The 17434-nt window shown below is 50.8% G+C and carries 14 protein-coding genes; 9 read left to right on the plus strand and 5 right to left on the minus strand.

Annotation, left to right across the window (positions count from 1 at the left end):
- Positions 1-95 precede the first annotated feature (95 nt).
- Complete coding sequence (locus tag AC0VZ8_RS02555) at positions 96-1385, minus strand: Gfo/Idh/MocA family oxidoreductase (RefSeq protein ID WP_260066628.1); 1290 nt, start codon at positions 1383-1385, stop codon at positions 96-98.
- Positions 1386-1510: 125 nt separating this feature from the next.
- On the opposite strand from AC0VZ8_RS02555, the gene AC0VZ8_RS02560 reads away from it, so the two are divergent.
- Positions 1511-2377 (plus strand): helix-turn-helix domain-containing protein, encoded by an 867-nt coding sequence (locus tag AC0VZ8_RS02560; RefSeq protein WP_475485964.1) that lies wholly within the window; start codon positions 1511-1513, stop codon positions 2375-2377.
- A 181-nt stretch (positions 2378-2558) separates the two neighbouring features.
- Complete coding sequence (locus AC0VZ8_RS02565) at positions 2559-3665, plus strand: GIY-YIG nuclease family protein (RefSeq protein ID WP_475485965.1); 1107 nt, start codon at positions 2559-2561, stop codon at positions 3663-3665.
- 93 nt (positions 3666-3758) lie between these two features.
- Here AC0VZ8_RS02565 and AC0VZ8_RS02570 read toward each other — a convergent pair whose 3' ends face one another.
- From AC0VZ8_RS02570 to AC0VZ8_RS02585, 4 genes are all read right to left on the minus strand, one after another.
- Positions 3759-4268, minus strand: a complete 510-nt coding sequence (locus AC0VZ8_RS02570; RefSeq protein WP_475485966.1) for a hypothetical protein — start codon at positions 4266-4268, stop codon at positions 3759-3761.
- A 24-nt stretch (positions 4269-4292) separates the two neighbouring features.
- A complete protein-coding gene (locus AC0VZ8_RS02575; protein WP_475485967.1) occupies positions 4293-5255 on the minus strand; it encodes a phosphotransferase enzyme family protein in 963 nt (320 codons plus the stop codon).
- A 180-nt stretch (positions 5256-5435) separates the two neighbouring features.
- Complete coding sequence (pgmB, locus tag AC0VZ8_RS02580; protein WP_475485968.1) at positions 5436-6110, minus strand: beta-phosphoglucomutase; 675 nt, start codon at positions 6108-6110, stop codon at positions 5436-5438.
- A gap of 202 nt (positions 6111-6312) precedes the next feature.
- A complete protein-coding gene (locus tag AC0VZ8_RS02585) occupies positions 6313-8601 on the minus strand; it encodes a glycoside hydrolase family 65 protein (RefSeq protein WP_475485969.1) in 2289 nt (762 codons plus the stop codon).
- Between the two features lie 111 nt (positions 8602-8712).
- On the opposite strand from AC0VZ8_RS02585, the gene AC0VZ8_RS02590 reads away from it, so the two are divergent.
- From AC0VZ8_RS02590 to AC0VZ8_RS02620, 7 genes are all read left to right on the plus strand, one after another.
- Positions 8713-9456 carry a helix-turn-helix domain-containing protein gene (locus AC0VZ8_RS02590; protein ID WP_071222280.1) on the plus strand — a complete coding sequence of 248 codons (744 nt, stop codon included), beginning with the start codon at positions 8713-8715 and terminating at the stop codon, positions 9454-9456.
- A gap of 293 nt (positions 9457-9749) precedes the next feature.
- Positions 9750-10220, plus strand: a complete 471-nt coding sequence (locus tag AC0VZ8_RS02595) for a DinB family protein (RefSeq protein ID WP_475485970.1) — start codon at positions 9750-9752, stop codon at positions 10218-10220.
- A gap of 232 nt (positions 10221-10452) precedes the next feature.
- Complete coding sequence (locus AC0VZ8_RS02600) at positions 10453-12765, plus strand: serine hydrolase (RefSeq protein ID WP_475485971.1); 2313 nt, start codon at positions 10453-10455, stop codon at positions 12763-12765.
- A gap of 710 nt (positions 12766-13475) precedes the next feature.
- Positions 13476-14030, plus strand: a complete 555-nt coding sequence (locus AC0VZ8_RS02605; RefSeq protein WP_475485972.1) for a glycerol-3-phosphate responsive antiterminator — start codon at positions 13476-13478, stop codon at positions 14028-14030.
- 236 nt (positions 14031-14266) lie between these two features.
- Positions 14267-15604 carry an ABC transporter substrate-binding protein gene (locus AC0VZ8_RS02610; protein ID WP_071222276.1) on the plus strand — a complete coding sequence of 446 codons (1338 nt, stop codon included), beginning with the start codon at positions 14267-14269 and terminating at the stop codon, positions 15602-15604.
- Entirely contained in the window at positions 15604-16560 is a 957-nt protein-coding gene (locus AC0VZ8_RS02615; protein WP_426198261.1) for a carbohydrate ABC transporter permease, read from the plus strand. Before AC0VZ8_RS02610 ends, AC0VZ8_RS02615 begins: the two co-directional genes overlap by 1 nt.
- A complete protein-coding gene (locus tag AC0VZ8_RS02620; protein ID WP_475485973.1) occupies positions 16550-17410 on the plus strand; it encodes a carbohydrate ABC transporter permease in 861 nt (286 codons plus the stop codon). The genes AC0VZ8_RS02615 and AC0VZ8_RS02620 overlap by 11 nt, the downstream gene beginning before the upstream one ends.
- Positions 17411-17434 lie beyond the last annotated feature (24 nt).

Below are 17434 nucleotides of genomic sequence, written 5' to 3' on the forward strand. Positions count from 1 at the left end.
AAAGCGGATTTCTAGGCGGTCTGCGACATGTGAAAAAAGGCTGCGCAAATACGCAGCCTTTGAAGGGAAAATTGCTTGAAGCAGCCGTGTACGGCTTAGAAACGAACCAGATTGTCGATTCGTACAGGCATGCCGGTGGCGATGGCGCGGTTGGCTGCAATTCCTGTCAGTATGGATCTCGCCCCATCGATATGGTTGGCCGCACGGGCATACGGATCTTCCACCGGTTCCCCGAACAGATCATTCAGCAGCACAGGGTCGCCTCCGCCATGTCCGCCTTTTTGCTCCTCGACGTGAACCTCGTACGGGGCATCGAACATCGGAAGCACCCGCAGCGTTTTCCCGATTAACGCGCCTTCTTGGCTTTTGTCGCCCAGTGAATTGACGTAGGATTGTTCAACGATGTTCATCTCGATCCGGCCTTTGGTGCCGTTGATGGCGATGCGATAGCCTTCCCACGGCTGATAGGCGACCAGCGAATACGTTAAAATGGCCTTGTTCTGATACCGCACGAGGACGCCCATTGTATCCTCAATGTTGATGCCGTCCCCGAATACGCTTTGATCCCGCTGGTAGCCATCCTCCGGCTCGGCATCCAGGTACATGGCTTTGAGATGCGCATCCGAATCCAGATGGAGCGCGAACGGGTCCTCTTTGGCAATGGGGTTCCCGGTTGCGCGATTGTAGAATTGCGTAACGCCCCGCGCTTCGGCATTCTCTCTACCATAATACATGAGATCTCCAAATGCGAAAACGGTTTCAGGATGGGAACCGATCCAGAAGTTAACCAGGTCGAAGTGATGGGTGGATTTATGGACGAGCAATCCGCCGCTGTTCCGCTTGTCCCGGTGCCAGCGCCGGAAGTAGTCTGCGCCGTGGCGGGTATTCAGCAGCCATTCGAAGTGAACCGAGGTCACCTGGCCGATGGTGTCATTCATGATCAATTCCCGGACCTTGGTATGATGGGGGGCGTAACGGTAGTTAAAGGTGACCCTGATATTTTGTCCGGTCCGCTTGGCGGCATCCAGAATGGCCTGGCATTTTTCCTCGTCGATCGTCATCGGCTTCTCGGTCACGACGTCGCACCCAAGCTCCATTGCGCGAATGATGTACTTGTGATGCGTCCGGTCGATGCTGGTCACGATAACGAAGTCGGGCTTCTCGTTCTCGATCATCCGGTCAAATTGGTCCGCGGGGTAGGTAGGCACCTCGGTGTATTTATATTTTTCCCGCAGCAGCTGATTCGCATAATTCATGCGGGTTTGATTGATATCGCAAAAGGCAGCAAGCTCGGATTTGTCGCGAAAATTCTGCGCCAGTGCGCCATAAAAGAATTCGGCGCGGCCGCCGGTACCGACCAATACATAACGTTTCTTGTCACTCATCTCTATCGCCTCCTTGAATATAGCTCTAGCCTATAACAAGGGAGCACTGCTTTCGCCGCATTTCATGCGTAATCGCTTTCAAATGCCGCATATTTTGCTATAATCCTAGGAAAGGGGGCAGCCGCATGACCAAGCCGTTTCGAGCAGATTACCACGATCCCACCGGATATTTGAACATGGAGTATGACCGCCGCATTGGCTATTTCTCAATGACGGTCGATCATCTCCACGATCATTATGAGCTGTACTACCTGTTATCGGGCGAGCGAATCTACTTCATCAAGGATCGCTCCTACAGGGTTCGGGCCGGTGATCTTGTCTTCGTGGACCGGAATGCCGTTCATAAGACACTGGACAGCGGGAGGCCCGATCATGATCGGCTTGTCCTTTATATAAGCCCGGAGTTGTTCGCGGATCTGGCCGTACCGCCTGAGCTGGCTGAAGGGCTGAAGGAGCCGTTCGGCTGGGATCTTCCGATTCTAAGGCTTCCTTCGCCAGCGAGTGAAGCGGTGGAGCGAATGGTCGGCGAAATGGTGAATGAGATGATCCAGCCCCAAGAGGGAAGCGGCTGGCTGCTGCGGCACCGGACGGTTGAATTGCTGCTCTTCGCCTACCGCAGCCGGCATCTGGGCACGGTTCAATCCGCCGATACCGAGCCCATTCTTCATCCGAAGACCCAGGCGGTCGTCCGGTATCTAAACGACAACTACCGGAAGGCCTTCACGCTGCCCGAGGTAGCGGAGGCGTTCCGAATCAGCCCGCACTATCTCAGCCGGCTGTTCAAGCAGACAACGGGGTTTACCTTTAGCGATTATCTGAACCTGCTTCGGATTAAGGAAGCGCAGCGCCTCCTGCGGGAGACCGATGATTCCATCACGGATATCGCCTGGCGATCAGGCTTCAGCAACTTCTCCCATTTCGGGAAGATGTTCAAGCGGACGGTTCAGCTGTCGCCGAGGGCATACCGGCAGCAGTATCGAATGCGAAGCTAGAGGGATATGGCTGTGTCTTCTTTCTGGTTCACTAGAAAAAGCTGTATTGAAATGATAGGCACCACGTTCATCGAGTTGGATCAGCTCGTGACTGTGGTGCTTTTTGGTGTGCATATGGTATCTTGGAAGTGAACGAAAACGCCATATTTGATAGATTCGTTGAGAGGATCGACAGTTAAAAATGAAAACAAAAATACAAGAGCTGCCGCTGTCGCCGGGCGTATATCTCATGAGAGATTCGCGGGGAACGGTCATTTACGTTGGCAAATCCAAAAGTCTCAAGAAGAGAGTACAATCGTATTTTTACAACAATAAATCGCACTCCCCAAAAGTGAAGAGGCTGGTTCAGCATGTCAAAGACCTGGAGCATATCGTCACCGACACGGAGTTTGAGGCGTTCATGCTGGAATGCAGGCTTATTCAGGACATAAAGCCGATGTATAACCGCAAGATGAAAAATCCGCTAGGTTATAGTTATATCGTATTGCGGCAAAAGCGAGATTGGCGATGGCTGGAATTTACGGATACACTGGATGAAGGCGGCCCTGACCGATCTCGTTTTTTCGGCCCCTATACAGCCAGTAGACATAGTCTTGAACATGCAGTGCAGAAGGTTAAGGAATGCTGTAAAATCGCCTGCAATCATACACCTGCCGCTTCTTCGGCAAATACTCCCTGCTTGAATTATTCGATTGGCCTCTGCCTTGGCAAATGTCTTGGCGGCGAAAGCGCGCGGCAATTTGATGAAATCATGGATCGATTCATTGCTCTGCTTCAAGGGGACGACCGACGTTTATATGATGAGATGGAGCGAAACATGCGGGGCGCCGCAGCGCGTTTCGATTTTGAACAGGCTGCAAAATACAGGGACGGCATGGAGGCGGTGAACCTGCTCTTAAGTAAACGGGATGTGATCGAGTTCGCCGAAGAGAATCACAGCATCGTTGTCTACGAGTATCTAGACGAAGATACGATTAAGTTATTCCTGATTAAGAGGAACGTTGTGCTGCACAGCGAGCGATGCTCTGTGGCTGCAACAGTGGAAATTGAATCGTTGAGGCGGAGGGTCAAAGCCTTGATTCTCAGCTATTTCACGAGGGATACGGAATGTGATGCTGCCGAGGTTACCCGGGAAGATATCGACGCTGCACAAATCATCTACAGCTATTTGCAGAGCAGCGCCTGCCGTTATCTTGTTCTTCAGGATTCATGGCTCGAAGACGATGGGGAGCCTGATATGGAGGCTGCACTGCGGGATTTTTTGAATAATTGTGTTGTGTCATCTTAATTTGAGGAGTTGTTATCATATTAGCCTCTATCCGACACGGATAGAGGCTTTGGTTTACTTATTTACTTCCAAAAGCAAACATATCTTTGAGTATTAAGGCTTATTGAAAAATCGCCCCATCGGCATCTCTCTCGTAAAAGTGATCCCCCAATACCTATATTTCACTTCAATTTGGGTGATGGGCTCATCGTTATAAAGACGGACGCCGTAATTAAGCGGAATGCGCGAACCTTGATTGAGCGCGGCTCTCTTCCCGTCCGGCAAGAGCTCGGGCTTTAACGGCACCTCCCCAATATCGACGAATTCGATATCGGGATCTTCATCAAGGCCTCCGCCGCCGACCAGATGAAGGGAATAACTGACGCCCAGCTCGGACTTGGCAGGCTTCATGCCATTATTCACCCGCACGTCCAGCAGTTCCACATCGGCGAATCCTTTATTGATCACTTCAAAGATCATGGTATTTTCATCTGTAAAGGATGTAAATCCACCCACCTTGATGGGCGTGGGGCGAAGGAACAGCAGGTATAGAAGGATGGATGAAAGGAGCAGCCCCAGGCCCATATATAAGAGTCTGCGGAGAGGTTTGGATCTTGGTTTCATGGCAGAGCAATCTTCCTTCTCTTATTAAATAGACAGCTTTACAACGGATTTGCCTTCCTCAATATCCGCTTTCATCGCCAACAGATACTTCCTGGAGCGTTCATCCATCCCATTCCAATTTACGAATTTGGAGAAATAGACAAAGGAGTAGATATTGCGGAAGTCGATGAAAAATGGAATTCGCTCGATCCAATCTTCACTCAGCGTATTCTCTTGAAGGTAGCCGGATAAAAACGAATCGAAGAATCGGGCCACAAACTCGGCTTTCCAGTTTTCCGGAACCGTCTGAACCGCATGATAGATAGCGATGGCGATATCGTAGGCGAACCAATGGTACGAGACATCCCCAAAATCAAAAAAGATAATCTCCCCGTTATGTACGTGAAAGTTGTGATGGTGGAGGTCATTGTGGACGATGCCGTAGCCTTCCTCGTCCTGCGGGAGGGACTCCAATTCCTTAAGATACTGTTTCCACTGCGTATGGACTCTTTCACCTGCGGCCTCCGGGAACGCATCGGTAAAAATCACATGATCATTCCATTGGGGAAACGCCATACGGTGCACGAGTGACGAAGCGGTGGTGTCTTTTTTGCCGAGCTTATGCATACGGCCCATCCCGCGTCCCCACTGCTTGATTATCGCAAAATCCGATGTTACATCCGTTAACGGGCCGCCGGGAGCCTTCGTAAAGGCAATGACATGGTATCGCTTGGAATCGTGGATTACCTCTTCAATAAGAAGATCCTGTGTAGATCGAATGGACACCGCCATGTTCAGACCCTGCTCGGCTAGATAGGCCATCCACGTCAGCTCGCGAATGATCGAGGCTTTGCGGTATTTGGACGCGTCCAAAAATTTAATAATGAATCGGCGTCCGTCTTCGCCGTTGTATTCAAATACATTCTGATCGAATCCCCCAAGCAACTTCAGCGAATAAGAACCTCGGCCGAATCGTTCGGCCCCTTGATCCAAGACAGCCTGTTCCATGAAAAGTCCCCTTTATCGTATTCTCGATATGATGCTCATGCTTACATACCGGAAAGTTACTGCACTCAGTTACTGTACTCACTACCAACTACAGTCTATCGAAGATCTCGGGTGGTTGCAAAAAATGGGGGGACATACGAAAAAGGGCGATCCCTTAGGAGCGCCCTTACAATTTCTTTATCAACCTTCGAATTTCTGCGCCAGCTCACGGAAATTTAGCTCCGCCGTGCTGGACAGCACGACATCCGCATGCGGGAAATGCGCGGCGTTGCCGATTGCGACGGCGAACATGCCGGCGCCCTTGATGGCATCAACGCCGGAGGCGGCATCCTCCACCCCGATGCAGTCGGCAGGCTCCACGCCGAGCTGTGCGGCAGCGGTGAGGAAGATCTCCGGGTCCGGCTTGTTGTTCTTCAGCTTGGTCACGTCGACAATCACGTCGAACTGGTCCATGACGCCAAGCCGTGTGAGCACTGCAATAGCGTTCTTGCTGGCGGACGCGATGCCGGTCTTCAGGCCGGTCGACCGGATGTCTCCCACAAACTCCGTAATGCCGGGCAGCAGGTCAGCTGGCGTGATCGTTTCGATCAGCTCGACGTACAGCTTGTTTTTGCGGTCGGCCAGCTGTACCAGCTCTTCATCGGAATAGTTTACAGGCGTCTCCGCCTGACTTAACAGGAGCTTCAGGGAATCCATGCGGGATACGCCTTTGAGATTCTCGTTGAACTCTCTCGTGAAGGGAATGCCCAGCTCGGTTGCGGTGGCTTTCCATGCCTGATAATGGTACTCCGCGGTATCGGTAATGACGCCGTCCAAGTCAAAGATGACAGCCTTCAGCTTGCGTGTTTCATTCATATCTTATAGCTCCTTTTTGAGATATCGGAAAGTATAAACCCGAAACAGGGACCTTCCGGATATCGCAAGAAAAATGACGGTTTATCGCAGTCTGTTTTCGTAGAAAACTTGTCGGGAAATGTGTCGATCGATCGTATTCCTCGTAAACCGGGCGGCGTTGCCCTGCGCGTAGGGAGGGCAAGCACCTAATGCCTAAACATCGTTATTTGCTCTGCAATGAATGTTTCACAGGTTTCCCGGCTTCAAGCGTTACCACCTCGTCGTACAGTTTGATCTCGATGGATTCGCCTTCGACGATCTCCAAGGTGATGCCTTCCTTCTCGATGGATACGCCGATGAGGCGGTCGCGGAAGTTCAGGCGGAACGCATACTTCTCCCAGTCCTTCGGAATGGCCGGGGAGAGGGAAAGTCCGTTTTCCTTCAGGCGCATGCCGGCAAAACCGTAGACGATCGACATCCAGGTGCCGCCCATGTTGGCCATGTGCAGGCCGTCCTTCGTGTTGCCGTGCGTGTTGTCCAGGTCCAGGCGTGCTGTCTCGATGAAATACTCATACGCCTTGTCCATATTCCCGATCTTCGAGGCCATGATGCTGAAGATGCAGGAGGACAGCGACGAATCATGCGTCGTGATGCCTTCATAGTAGTCATACGAACGCTGAATCGTTTCCAAGCTTTGCTCGTCTTCCAGCAGGAAGTGGGCGAGCACCGTATCCGCCTGTTTGCACACTTGGTAACGGTAAATGGTGAGCGGATGGTAGTTCAGCAGCAGCGGATATTTGTCCTCCGGCGTGTTCTCGAAATCCCATACCGCTTTGCGGAGGAACGTATCGTCCTGCGGGTTAATGCCGAGTGCTTCATCATACGGGAGCAGCATGGCGTCCGCCGCTTTCGCCCAAGCCGAAATTTCAACCGTGGTTACGCCAAGCCGGTCACACAGGGATTTGAAGCCTTGAGGATCGTAAGATTCCAGAATGGAGCAGCTCTTGGCAGCCCACTTCAGGTTATGCTTTGCCATGACGTTGGTGTAATAGTTGTTATTCACGCAGCAGGTATATTCATCCGGCCCCGTAACCTCATCAATATGGAAGGCCCCGTTATAATAGTGCCCGATGTCGGCCCAAAGGCGGGCGGTTTCGATCAGCACCTCGGCCCCGTAGGACAAGAGAAAATCCCGGTCCTGCTCGGCGAGATAATACTGAATATAGCTGTAGGCGATATCTGCGCTGATATGGTATTGCGCCGTTCCCGAAGGGAAGAAGGAGGAGCATTCCGTTCCCGAGATCGTGCGCCACGGGAACAGTGCGCCTTGCCGGTGCCCCATTTCCCGGGCTCTGTCTCTCGCCTGCTCCAGCGTGGAATAGCGATACAGCAGCAGCTGGCGCGCAATGTCCGGCTGCGTCATTAGAAATACAGGGAACATGTATATCTCCGTGTCCCAGAAATAATGGCCTTCATACCCTTCGCCGCTCAGTCCTTTGGCGGAAATGTTGCTGTGCTTGTCCCGACCGGCGGATTGCAGCAGCTGGAATAGATTGAAACGGATACCTTCTTGCAGTTGGTCATCGTTCTGAATCACCACATCGGCCGATTTCCAGTAGGTGTTCAGATACTCGGTCTGCTCGGCAAGCAAGTCCTCGAACGTAGTATCCTTCAACTCCTCCTGCAGCTGAATGCCGCGCTCGATCATGTCTTGCCCATGACGAAGACTGTCGGTATACAGATTGTATTTCGTAAACTGGATCGGTCCGGTCAATGGAAGGACAGCCGTGAAGGTAACCTCTCCGGTTCCGGCTTCGAGCCTAATGTCCGCATCGTCATTCAAGCGGTGACGGGTCACGCAAGCGGCACGCAGCTTGGACGCCATCGTCTCATCAACGACATAGGCATCGCTGCCCTTCACACCGGCATCGATGACGGTCATTCGTTCCGCATGCCCTGCGCCTACCCGGGGATCGTTGGCATTGGTGTAGTTCTTCACCTTGCCGTTCACGGTGGAAAGTATGCGAACCTGGCCGTTGAAATTGACCGGCTCGATTCGTACGTCGATGGCGAACAGCTCCCGGTGCGCGAAGGACACCAGACGGCGGAAGGTCAGCTTGATCTCTTTGCCCTCGGGCGATTTCCACTGTACGATTCGCTCCGAATACCCCTTGTCCATATGCAAGCGGCGTTCCTGGGCAGTGATCGTTCCATGATCGAGGCGGAAAGGTTCTTTTTCGTCGCCTAGATAGATCAGGACCGTTTGGGCATCAATATTGTTAACGAGTTTTTGCTGTGTATCAGGAAAGGCGAAGAGCTTCTCGCCGTAAGGGATTTCAATCACGTCGTGGAAAGCGTTCAGATAGGTACCACGGATGGTGGACATGCTCTCTCCGTAGCCTTCTTCGAAATTGCCGCGTACACCCAAGTAACCGTTTCCAAGTGCAAAAATACTTTCCATATTCAGCAGGGCTTGCTGCGACAAATCAGGATTTGATATATTCCAGGTCATGTTCTACACTTCCTTCCTAGCAAGGTTATGCTTGAATTTTAGAGCCAATCGGGGTTATCTTATACTAAAATATCAAGGTTTTTATCAATATTTTTAGGTGGTGTGGAAATAATGAAAGGGCCTTCACGCTCGGGAAACCGTCCGTTTTATCTGTCCTCCCGTATGCATTATTTGCGCGAGAATTTTATCCATCCCCCGTTTGATTATGAGCACGAACTGCTGGAAGCGATCCGCTTCGGCGATGAGAATAGAGCCATGGATATGCTTCGTAAGATTAACGAGCTGGAAGCGGCTGTGCTTGCGACGTATCCGCTTCGGTCGAAGAAGAATGCCCTGATTGCGTCCTGTACCTTATTTACCCGGGCGATCATCAAAGGCGGCGTAGACCCTGAGATTGCCTTTCATTTAAGTGATACGATGATCCTTGAAATTGAGAAAATGACCGATGTGGAGCGGCTGGTTCATTTTGAATATGAGATGCTGGTGCAGTTTGTGTCGATGATTCGCTCCGAGAAGGAAGACGTGTCGTACTCTCACATTGTGAACCTGGCGATCTATTACATCCGGGAGCATATTTTCGAGGAACTGTCCCTGCAGAGGGTTGCGGAGTATTTGAAAGTCCACCCGAGCTACTTATCCGACCGTTTTAAGCGGGAGACGGGTGTACCCATTACAACCTTTATTAATCGGCGGAAGATTGAGGAGTCCAAGCATTTGCTGGCCAACACGAATCAGTCGATATCGGAAATCGCGTTTACGTTCAAGTTCTGCAGCCAGAGTTATTATACGCAATTATTCAAGAATTTTACGGGGATGACGCCGAGAAAATTCCGGATCAGCGGGACGGCGCGATAAAGGACGATTATATCTAGCAACGAGAAGAGAGCGACAACACCCATGAAGAAATTAAATCAGACAATGCTGCACTTAAGTCTGGAGAAAAAACCGGTTGCGGCGTCAGTTCTTGAGAATGCAACCGGATTTCATCTCGTTGGCTGATCGGTCATACGATGTATGGCGTAACAACCTGTCTCTTAGCTTTTAAGATCAGGTTGTTTTTTGTTGAAATATTAGGAACGTATGTTCTATAATGATGAAGCGAGTTTGAACCTATTCGTGTTTTATACATTCTAGATTGGAGAGAACCTATGAATTCCTATTGTACATATGCATTGCATCAAATCGAGGTGGCTGTCATCTCTGTTGTTGCGATTATCGACAGGCTGGATGAATCGGATTTGCTCGTTCAACCGACAGAAGACAAGCATTCCGTTGGAGAGCTGCTCAAGCATATTGCAGTGATCTGCCGGGCTGATTTTTACATATCGGGCGGGGCCACGCAAGAGGAGATGGACGCTTATTATGAGGGCGTGTCGTTAAATAACCTGAAGGATATACAGGCCGAATTGTTAAGCAGCTATTCACATTTGGAGCAGGCATTCAGAGACATGACGGAAGAAGAGCTCCATCAAGAGACGACTTCCTACTGGGGCGTCACCTATTCAAGGTATGAATGGCTGCTTGAAATCGTCGCCCATCTGTATCACCATCGAGGACAACTGCATGCGATGCTGGTTCACTGTAACGGGAAGGATCCGAAGGTTCCGTTATTCGAATAGCCATAAGCTCTCTATCTTTCCCGACCCGAATTCTGTTTTCCGGAATTCGGGTTTTGTTTGTTTATAGATTTACATGTTATTATATCTGACTCAAAATCGAAATTATTAATATAATTCCATTAAATATATTTAAGTAGTGTTAATATTATTTACATTAATATATAATAATCCTCAATATTATGTTTTTTGTGTTAATATAGTTAACATTTAAGTCGATGAGGAGTGATTCGGCATGTCCAGATTAACCGGAGTTTTTTTCAAAAGCACGCTTGCCATTATCCTAATAACGACGACTTGGTTTGTCTCCTTGGGGCAAGTCCCCCGAGCTTGGGCAGCCGGGGGACAAAGCGGCAACCTGAGCCGGTTGGAATCCGTTCTCCAGCCCATTGTGAAAGCCGCAGCGGAAGACGGAATCGAGCTGTACGTCGGAGTCCAGGATCTTAGCGGTACATATGGCGGAGGGAAGATTCAGGCGGGATCATCGAATGTTTACTATGCGGCCAGCACCATCAAAATGGCCATCGTAACAGCACTGATGCAGGATATTGAAGCAGGGAAATACGCGCTGGAGCAAACCGTCCAGGTTAAACCGGAGCAGGTTGTAGGCGGAGCCGGTACGCTCAAGGATGGAAAGTTCCCTCAGGAGATCACGATCGAGCGTTTAGCGGGGCTGATGATTACGCAATCCGATAATACGGCAACCAATGCCCTGATTGATCTCCTTGGGTTCGAGCGTATTAATACTTTAATAGATGAACAGGGATTTGAAACCATGCAGCTGGGCCGGAAAATGATGACGCCCGCAAAATCCCCTGCTGCTGATAATTATGTCAACGGGGAGGAGTTGCTGACGCTCCTGGAGAGAATCTATGCTGGTGAGATCGTATCCGCCCAATCGCGGGATCAGATCCTGGCCTGGATGAAGGCGCAGGAAGTGAAGACCAAATTCGGCGCAGCTCTGCCCGGCAAGCCGATTGCCCACAAAACGGGGGAACTGGGCGATGTGAGCCATGACATCGGATATTTTCTCGTACCCGGACGCGAGGTTGCCGTCACGGTATTAACCAAAGTCACCAAGCCGGAGGATGCGGGCAAAGCCCAGGAACTGGGCAACCCGGTTGTCCAGCGCGCGGCCAAGGGGGTGTATAACTTCTTGCTGGATACGCCGGCTGAATCCGTATCGGCGGACGCATGGCCGGCCTTGTCGTTAGTCGTAAATCCCATCATTCAAGAAGCCGAAGAAAAGGGAATTAGGGTATCCGTAGGCTTGAAGGATCTAAGCGGTAAGCCTGACGACCGGGAGCTGCTCCTGGGATCTCGCCAATCCTATATGCCTGCGAGCACCATCAAGATGGCCCTTGTATCGGCTTTGATGAAGGAAGTGGACGCCGGCAGGTTAACCTTGGAACAGAAGGTGAAAGTTGAGCAGGAAGATGTAGTTGGCGGAACAGGCTCCTTGCAAAAGGAAAACTTTCCGCAGGATGTAACCATAGAACGATTGGCAAGGCTGATGATCACCCAGTCGGATAATACGGCTACGAACGTACTGATTGACGTGGTTGGATTGAATAAGGTCCAGGCCCTGATGGATGAACTCGGCCTTGATGTCATGCATCTGGGGCGCAAAATGTTCGCGGCTGCCCCTACGCCGGAGCAGGACAACTATATTAATGCGGAGGATTTGGTCCATCTGCTTGCCAGCATTCATTCAGGCGAATTCTTGTCGGATAACTCTCGTGATCAGATCATCGACTGGATGAAAGCCCAGGAGGTGGACACCAAGTTCGGTGCGGCTCTGCCCGATGCGCCGATTGCCCATAAAACCGGGGAGAATGCCAATGTGACTCATGATGCCGGATATTTTCTACTGCCCGGCAGGGAAATCGCGATTTCGGTACTGACCGAGGTCACGACGACCAGCAGTTTTGATGAAGCCCAGGCTATCGGAAATCCTGTGGTGCAAGAGATTGCGAAGGCTGTTTATGAAGCGCTGGAATACGAGATGACGTTCACGGATGTGCCGGAGGATCACTGGGCAGCGCCTTATATTGAGGGGGCGGCGACGGCTTCCTTGGTGAAGGGAACCTCGGATACGACCTTCGCGCCCGAGCGCCCAATCAGTCGTGCAGAGGTGACCTCCATACTTGTTCGATCCCTTCAACTGGAGCCCGCCCTGGTCTCTCCTCAATTCAGGGACGTTCGCGGGGATAGGTGGTATTCCGCCGATGTGGCAGCGGCTTATTCTTCCGGCATCGTCAGCGGACGGAATGACGGCATCTTTGATCCACAAGGTCCCATTAGCCGTGCGGAACTGGCTGCGATGATAATCCGTGCTTACGAGTATGTGCATGGCCCGCTGGCTGGATACGAGGATGTACTTTCTTTTAAGGATGCGAACGAGATACGGGACTGGTCCAGAGAGCCGATTCTGAAGGCGGTCCAATTAGGCTTCGTGAACGGTTACAGCGACGATACCTTCCGTCCGGACAGAACGGCATCAAGGGCAGAAACCCTTAAGATGATTGTGCATCTCCTCAGCAAATAAGGCCCTTGTTTTTATAAGCATTCGAGGCGCCGAGCACAGCGCGTTTTCCGACGAGTCTTTGACTTCTTTTCTCATACCGATGTCCGTCATTACACGCTTCGAGAGGTAAGCGGCGGTATTATCTGAAGTAACTAAATACCGTATGAGGTTTAATCTCACGGCAAGCTGCAGGCCTAGCTTTTTCAAGACGGCCTGCAGCATATTCCGTTTTCCAATGAGCATCCACCCCAGCTGTGCAGTTGTGCCAATAGGACGGACGATTACAGCTTCGGAACAAGTAAGAGCAGTCATTTCACACGAAATCTGCAGATAGTGATCGCAGGCTCTTTGAGTGGTAGCGCTATCATAGAATCGGGGGTTTCGCCATGATATTTGTTACATTGAATTGATATTCTTTTAAATTCGACAAAATAATACAAAATTCGCTATAGACTACGGCTAAATCATTCCTCTATGATAGATATTAAATAGCTTTGCAAGCTATTCTGAAAGCGCTATCCTGATCTTCGCTGAACCGAATGATCCTAAGTCTAGGGGGGAATCCACCAAACCAGGGGACATAGCAGAATCTGTTAACTGAATGGTAAGCGCATACATGATGTATCGAAGCCTTGATGAGTGCCGTTAACACAGATTTTACATATCGTTAATACTCTCATGATCCTATCGCCTTACCATAAGAGTGTTCGGTAAAAGGGGGACACGCACTTATGGCAGAACAAAGGACACGGCGTCTTCCCGTAATCGCTTCGATTACCAAGCTGGAACAGATCGATGCGGCTGTGAACAGCACGGTGGAACGGGTGAACCTGATGACAGGCGATATCTTGAAACTCAGGGATATCGTGAATCGACTTCACTCCTCAGGCAAAAAAGTGTTTGTTCATCTGGAGATGGTAAGCGGCATTGGCCGGGATAATTCGGCGGTGCAGTATTTGGCCGATTCGTACAAGATCGACGGGATCATTACGACGAAGACGAATACGGTATTGGCTTCGCGCCAAGCGGGCATTAGCTCAATACAGCGAGTGTTTGCCATTGATACGACAGCTTTAAGGACCGCAGTGAAAATGATCGGACAAGCCCGTCCGGATGAGGTGGAATTAATGCCGGGACTCATGCCCCGCGTAATCCGCGACCTGAAGAAGGAAATTCACTGTCCGCTTATTGTGGGAGGTTTTTTACGAAGCGAGGAAGAAATCGATGAGGCGCTGGAAAACGGTGCAGACCTCGTATCTACAGGAGATACGCGTTTTTGGACGTAAGGTTCCCTGTACGGTGATGGATTAACTATAATTACATATTTGCTAGGGGTGGAGACGATGAGATAACCCGAGTAGCAGCTACTTTAGCTTTTATAGGAGGTGGTGGCTCTTAGGTTGCGCTCTTTTTGACGTCTCTATTTTTGTGCGCTTTTTAAGGGGTAGACGGGTTGAAGTGGATAGACAGCAGTGATGAAGATGAATGATGAGTAGATTCGAAAGGGGACAATTGATCATCTATGAAAAAGAAATCATGGTTGTTAATGTTACTGACCATATTTATGGTTATTACCACGGCTTGCGGAGGCGGCGGTGGAAGTGAAAGTGCCGGAGGAGAGGTTTCGCTCGACGATGTGGAAGCCGCTTCGATGGATATGAAGAATGATACAACACCTGTCAAAATCCAGTACTGGCATGCCCACGCGGATGCTCAACTGGAAGGCTTGAACTACATGATCGCAGAATTCCAGAAGAAGTATCCGCATATTACGGTAGAGCCGGTGTTCCAGGGCGGCTATCCTGATCTTCACAAAAAACTATCGGCTGCAGTGGCTGCGAATGACGTGCCGGCTGTAACGAATGTTGAGGTCGCGTCCCTGCCTAACTTTGCGGACAGCGGTGTGTTCTCTGATTTGGGCCCATGGATTAAGCGCGATGAAGTGAAGATGGACGATTTCGCCAAAGGGATGCTGAATGCCTATGCATACAATGGCAAGCAATATGGGTTCCCTCTGATCGTTAGTACCAGTGTGTTTGTATACAACAAAACGATGCTGGACGAGCTGGGTGTAGAGCCGCCGCAGAAGTGGGATGAGATCGATGACTTTAATGCGAAGGTAACGAAAAAAGAAGGCGACAAAACGACGCGTTATGCCTTCTCCGTTCCAGGCTGGGATACGTGGTATTACGATCCGTGGAACATTAACGGCGGCGGACAAATCCTGACCGAGGACCTGAGTGCTTCGGCCGTTGAGAATGAAGAGTCGCTTCGTTATCTTCAGAACTTCTACAAATGGCAAAATGAAGGCCACATGCATATGGGCTTCGGGAAAGGCGCGTCCGATAATATGCGTCAAATGTTCCTGGGCGGCGAGATCGCCATGGTTCAGCATTCATCGGCTTTGCTCAAGATGTACCGCGAGAATGCGGACTTTGAGGTTGGCGTATCCTTTATCCCTGGCGATAAAGTGCGGACCTCCAACATTGGCGGCGCGGGGATCGTCATGATGGACGGTGCCGAGGATCTGGAGAAAGAAGCGGCTTGGAAATTTATCGAGTTCATGACTTCGGCGGAGCAAAACATTAAGTGGGCTGAATCCGTTGGATACCTGCCGACAAGAAAATCCGCAATCGAGTCTGAGGAAGGCAATCAATATTTCGAAAGATGGCCGCAATACAGAGCGGTATACGAGCATTTCGACGAAGTAACGCCGCGCCTGCAGCACCCGGCTTACCCTGAATTCAGCGAAGTTTACAAAGAAGTCGTAGGGGAAATGGTGCTGAACAAAAAAGATCCGACACCACTTATGCAGGATGCAGCCAAGAAGATCAACGATATTCTGGCTGACTATGAGTGATGCCTATGGAGACCAATAAACAAGTGACAAAGGCGGCGTCCAATCGGGCGACCGCTTCGGTCTCTAAACGGATGTCTCATACGTTGATCGAGAAGTGGAAGGACTTTTCGTTCGCGGTTCCGGCGTTGTTATTCATGGGCGTGTTTTTGTATTATCCCCTAGGCTATTCCGTGTACATTAGCTTTACGAACTGGAACATGACGCGGCCCGTGAAGAAGTTCGTAGGCGTCGATAACTATACGCGCTTGCTGTCGAACTCGGATTTCTATCACTCCTTGAAGGTCACGTTCTTGTATACCGTGATGGACGTTGTATTCACGCTTGTCATCGGACTGCTGCTGGCGTTGCTGCTCAACGTGTCGTCGTCACGGTTGTTCGGATTCATGCGCGGCGTCATTTTTATGCCCTATTACATCTCGATGGTTGTCGCGGCCATGGTATTTACATGGATTTACAATGGACAATACGGGCTATTGAATTCCATTGTTTCCTGGTTCGGCATGGAGCCGGTCGAATGGCTGACCAACCCTTCGACGGCACTGCCGGCGCTGGTTGCCGTTTCGGTCTGGAAGGGCGTCGGCTTTGCGATGATCCTCTTTATTGCAGGCATGCGCGGGATTCCGGCCGAGTATTATGAGGCAGCTTCGATTGATGGAGCCAGCAAGCTGCGGCAGTTCCGCAACATTACGCTGCCGCTCTTGTCGCCTATGACCCTGTTTTTGGTCATCACCAGCTTTATCTCCTCCATGCAGGTGTTCCAGTCGATCGACGTCATGACGGGCGGCGGTCCGCTCAAGGCAACGAATGCGATTGTGTACTGGATTTATACGATGGCCTTTGATGAATTCAAAACAGGAAGAGCCTCGGCGCTTGTCATGATTCTGTTTGTAATCATATTGCTGTTAACATTGGTACAATGGGTGGTCAGCAGGAAGAAGGTGCACTATGAAGGATAATTATATGGCTGGATCCGCCAAGAACCGGAAAGCCATGATGACGCTCCGCGTGATCGGAGCCGTGATCGTGACCCTCGTCATGTTCTTTCCGGTGTACTGGCTGCTGGTCAGCGCGCTCAAGACGCAGTCCGAGATGCGGATGGCCGTTCCTACATTCTGGCCGGAAACCTTTGCCTGGCAGAACTTTGCCGAAGCCTTCCGGGTTATCCCTTACGCCCGGTTCTTCGGCAATACCTTGCTCATGGCGGTCGGCACCATTATTCTGCAGCTGAACGTGGCGCTCATGGCCGCTTATGCATTCGCGAAGGGGAAGTTCTGGGGACGGGACGCGCTGTTTCTGTTAGTGCTTGCCGCGTTGATCGTGCCGGAGCAGGTGATTTTCGTTCCCGTGTACGTCATGATGTCCAAGCTCGATTGGCTGAACACCTTCTGGGCGCTTATCGTACCTCACGGGGCGTCCGCCTATGCGATATTCCTGCTCAGGCAGGCGTTCAAATCGATTAACAACGACGTGCTGGAAGCGGCACGCGTGGATGGAGCCGGTCGGTTCTCCATTCTTTACAGGCTGTTGTTCCCGATGGCGATGCCGACGATCGTCACCATGGGCGTGCTGATCTTCATCTCGTCCTGGAACTCGTATTTCTGGCCGCTGATCATGACCAACAACAACGACATGCGCGTGCTTACGGTAGGTATTGCGATGCTGCGGGATTCCATTGCCGGCAATGAAGCGATGTTTTTCAATGTCATTATGGCGTCCAGCGTCATGGCGATTATCCCGATCGTGCTGGTCTTTACGGTCATGCAGAAGCATATTGTGGCCGCGATGGCGAATTCAACGTTTAAATAACATCATAACCGAATGATGCGGTAT

It is taken from the genome of Paenibacillus sp. QJM3NY_38 (assembly GCF_056173265.1).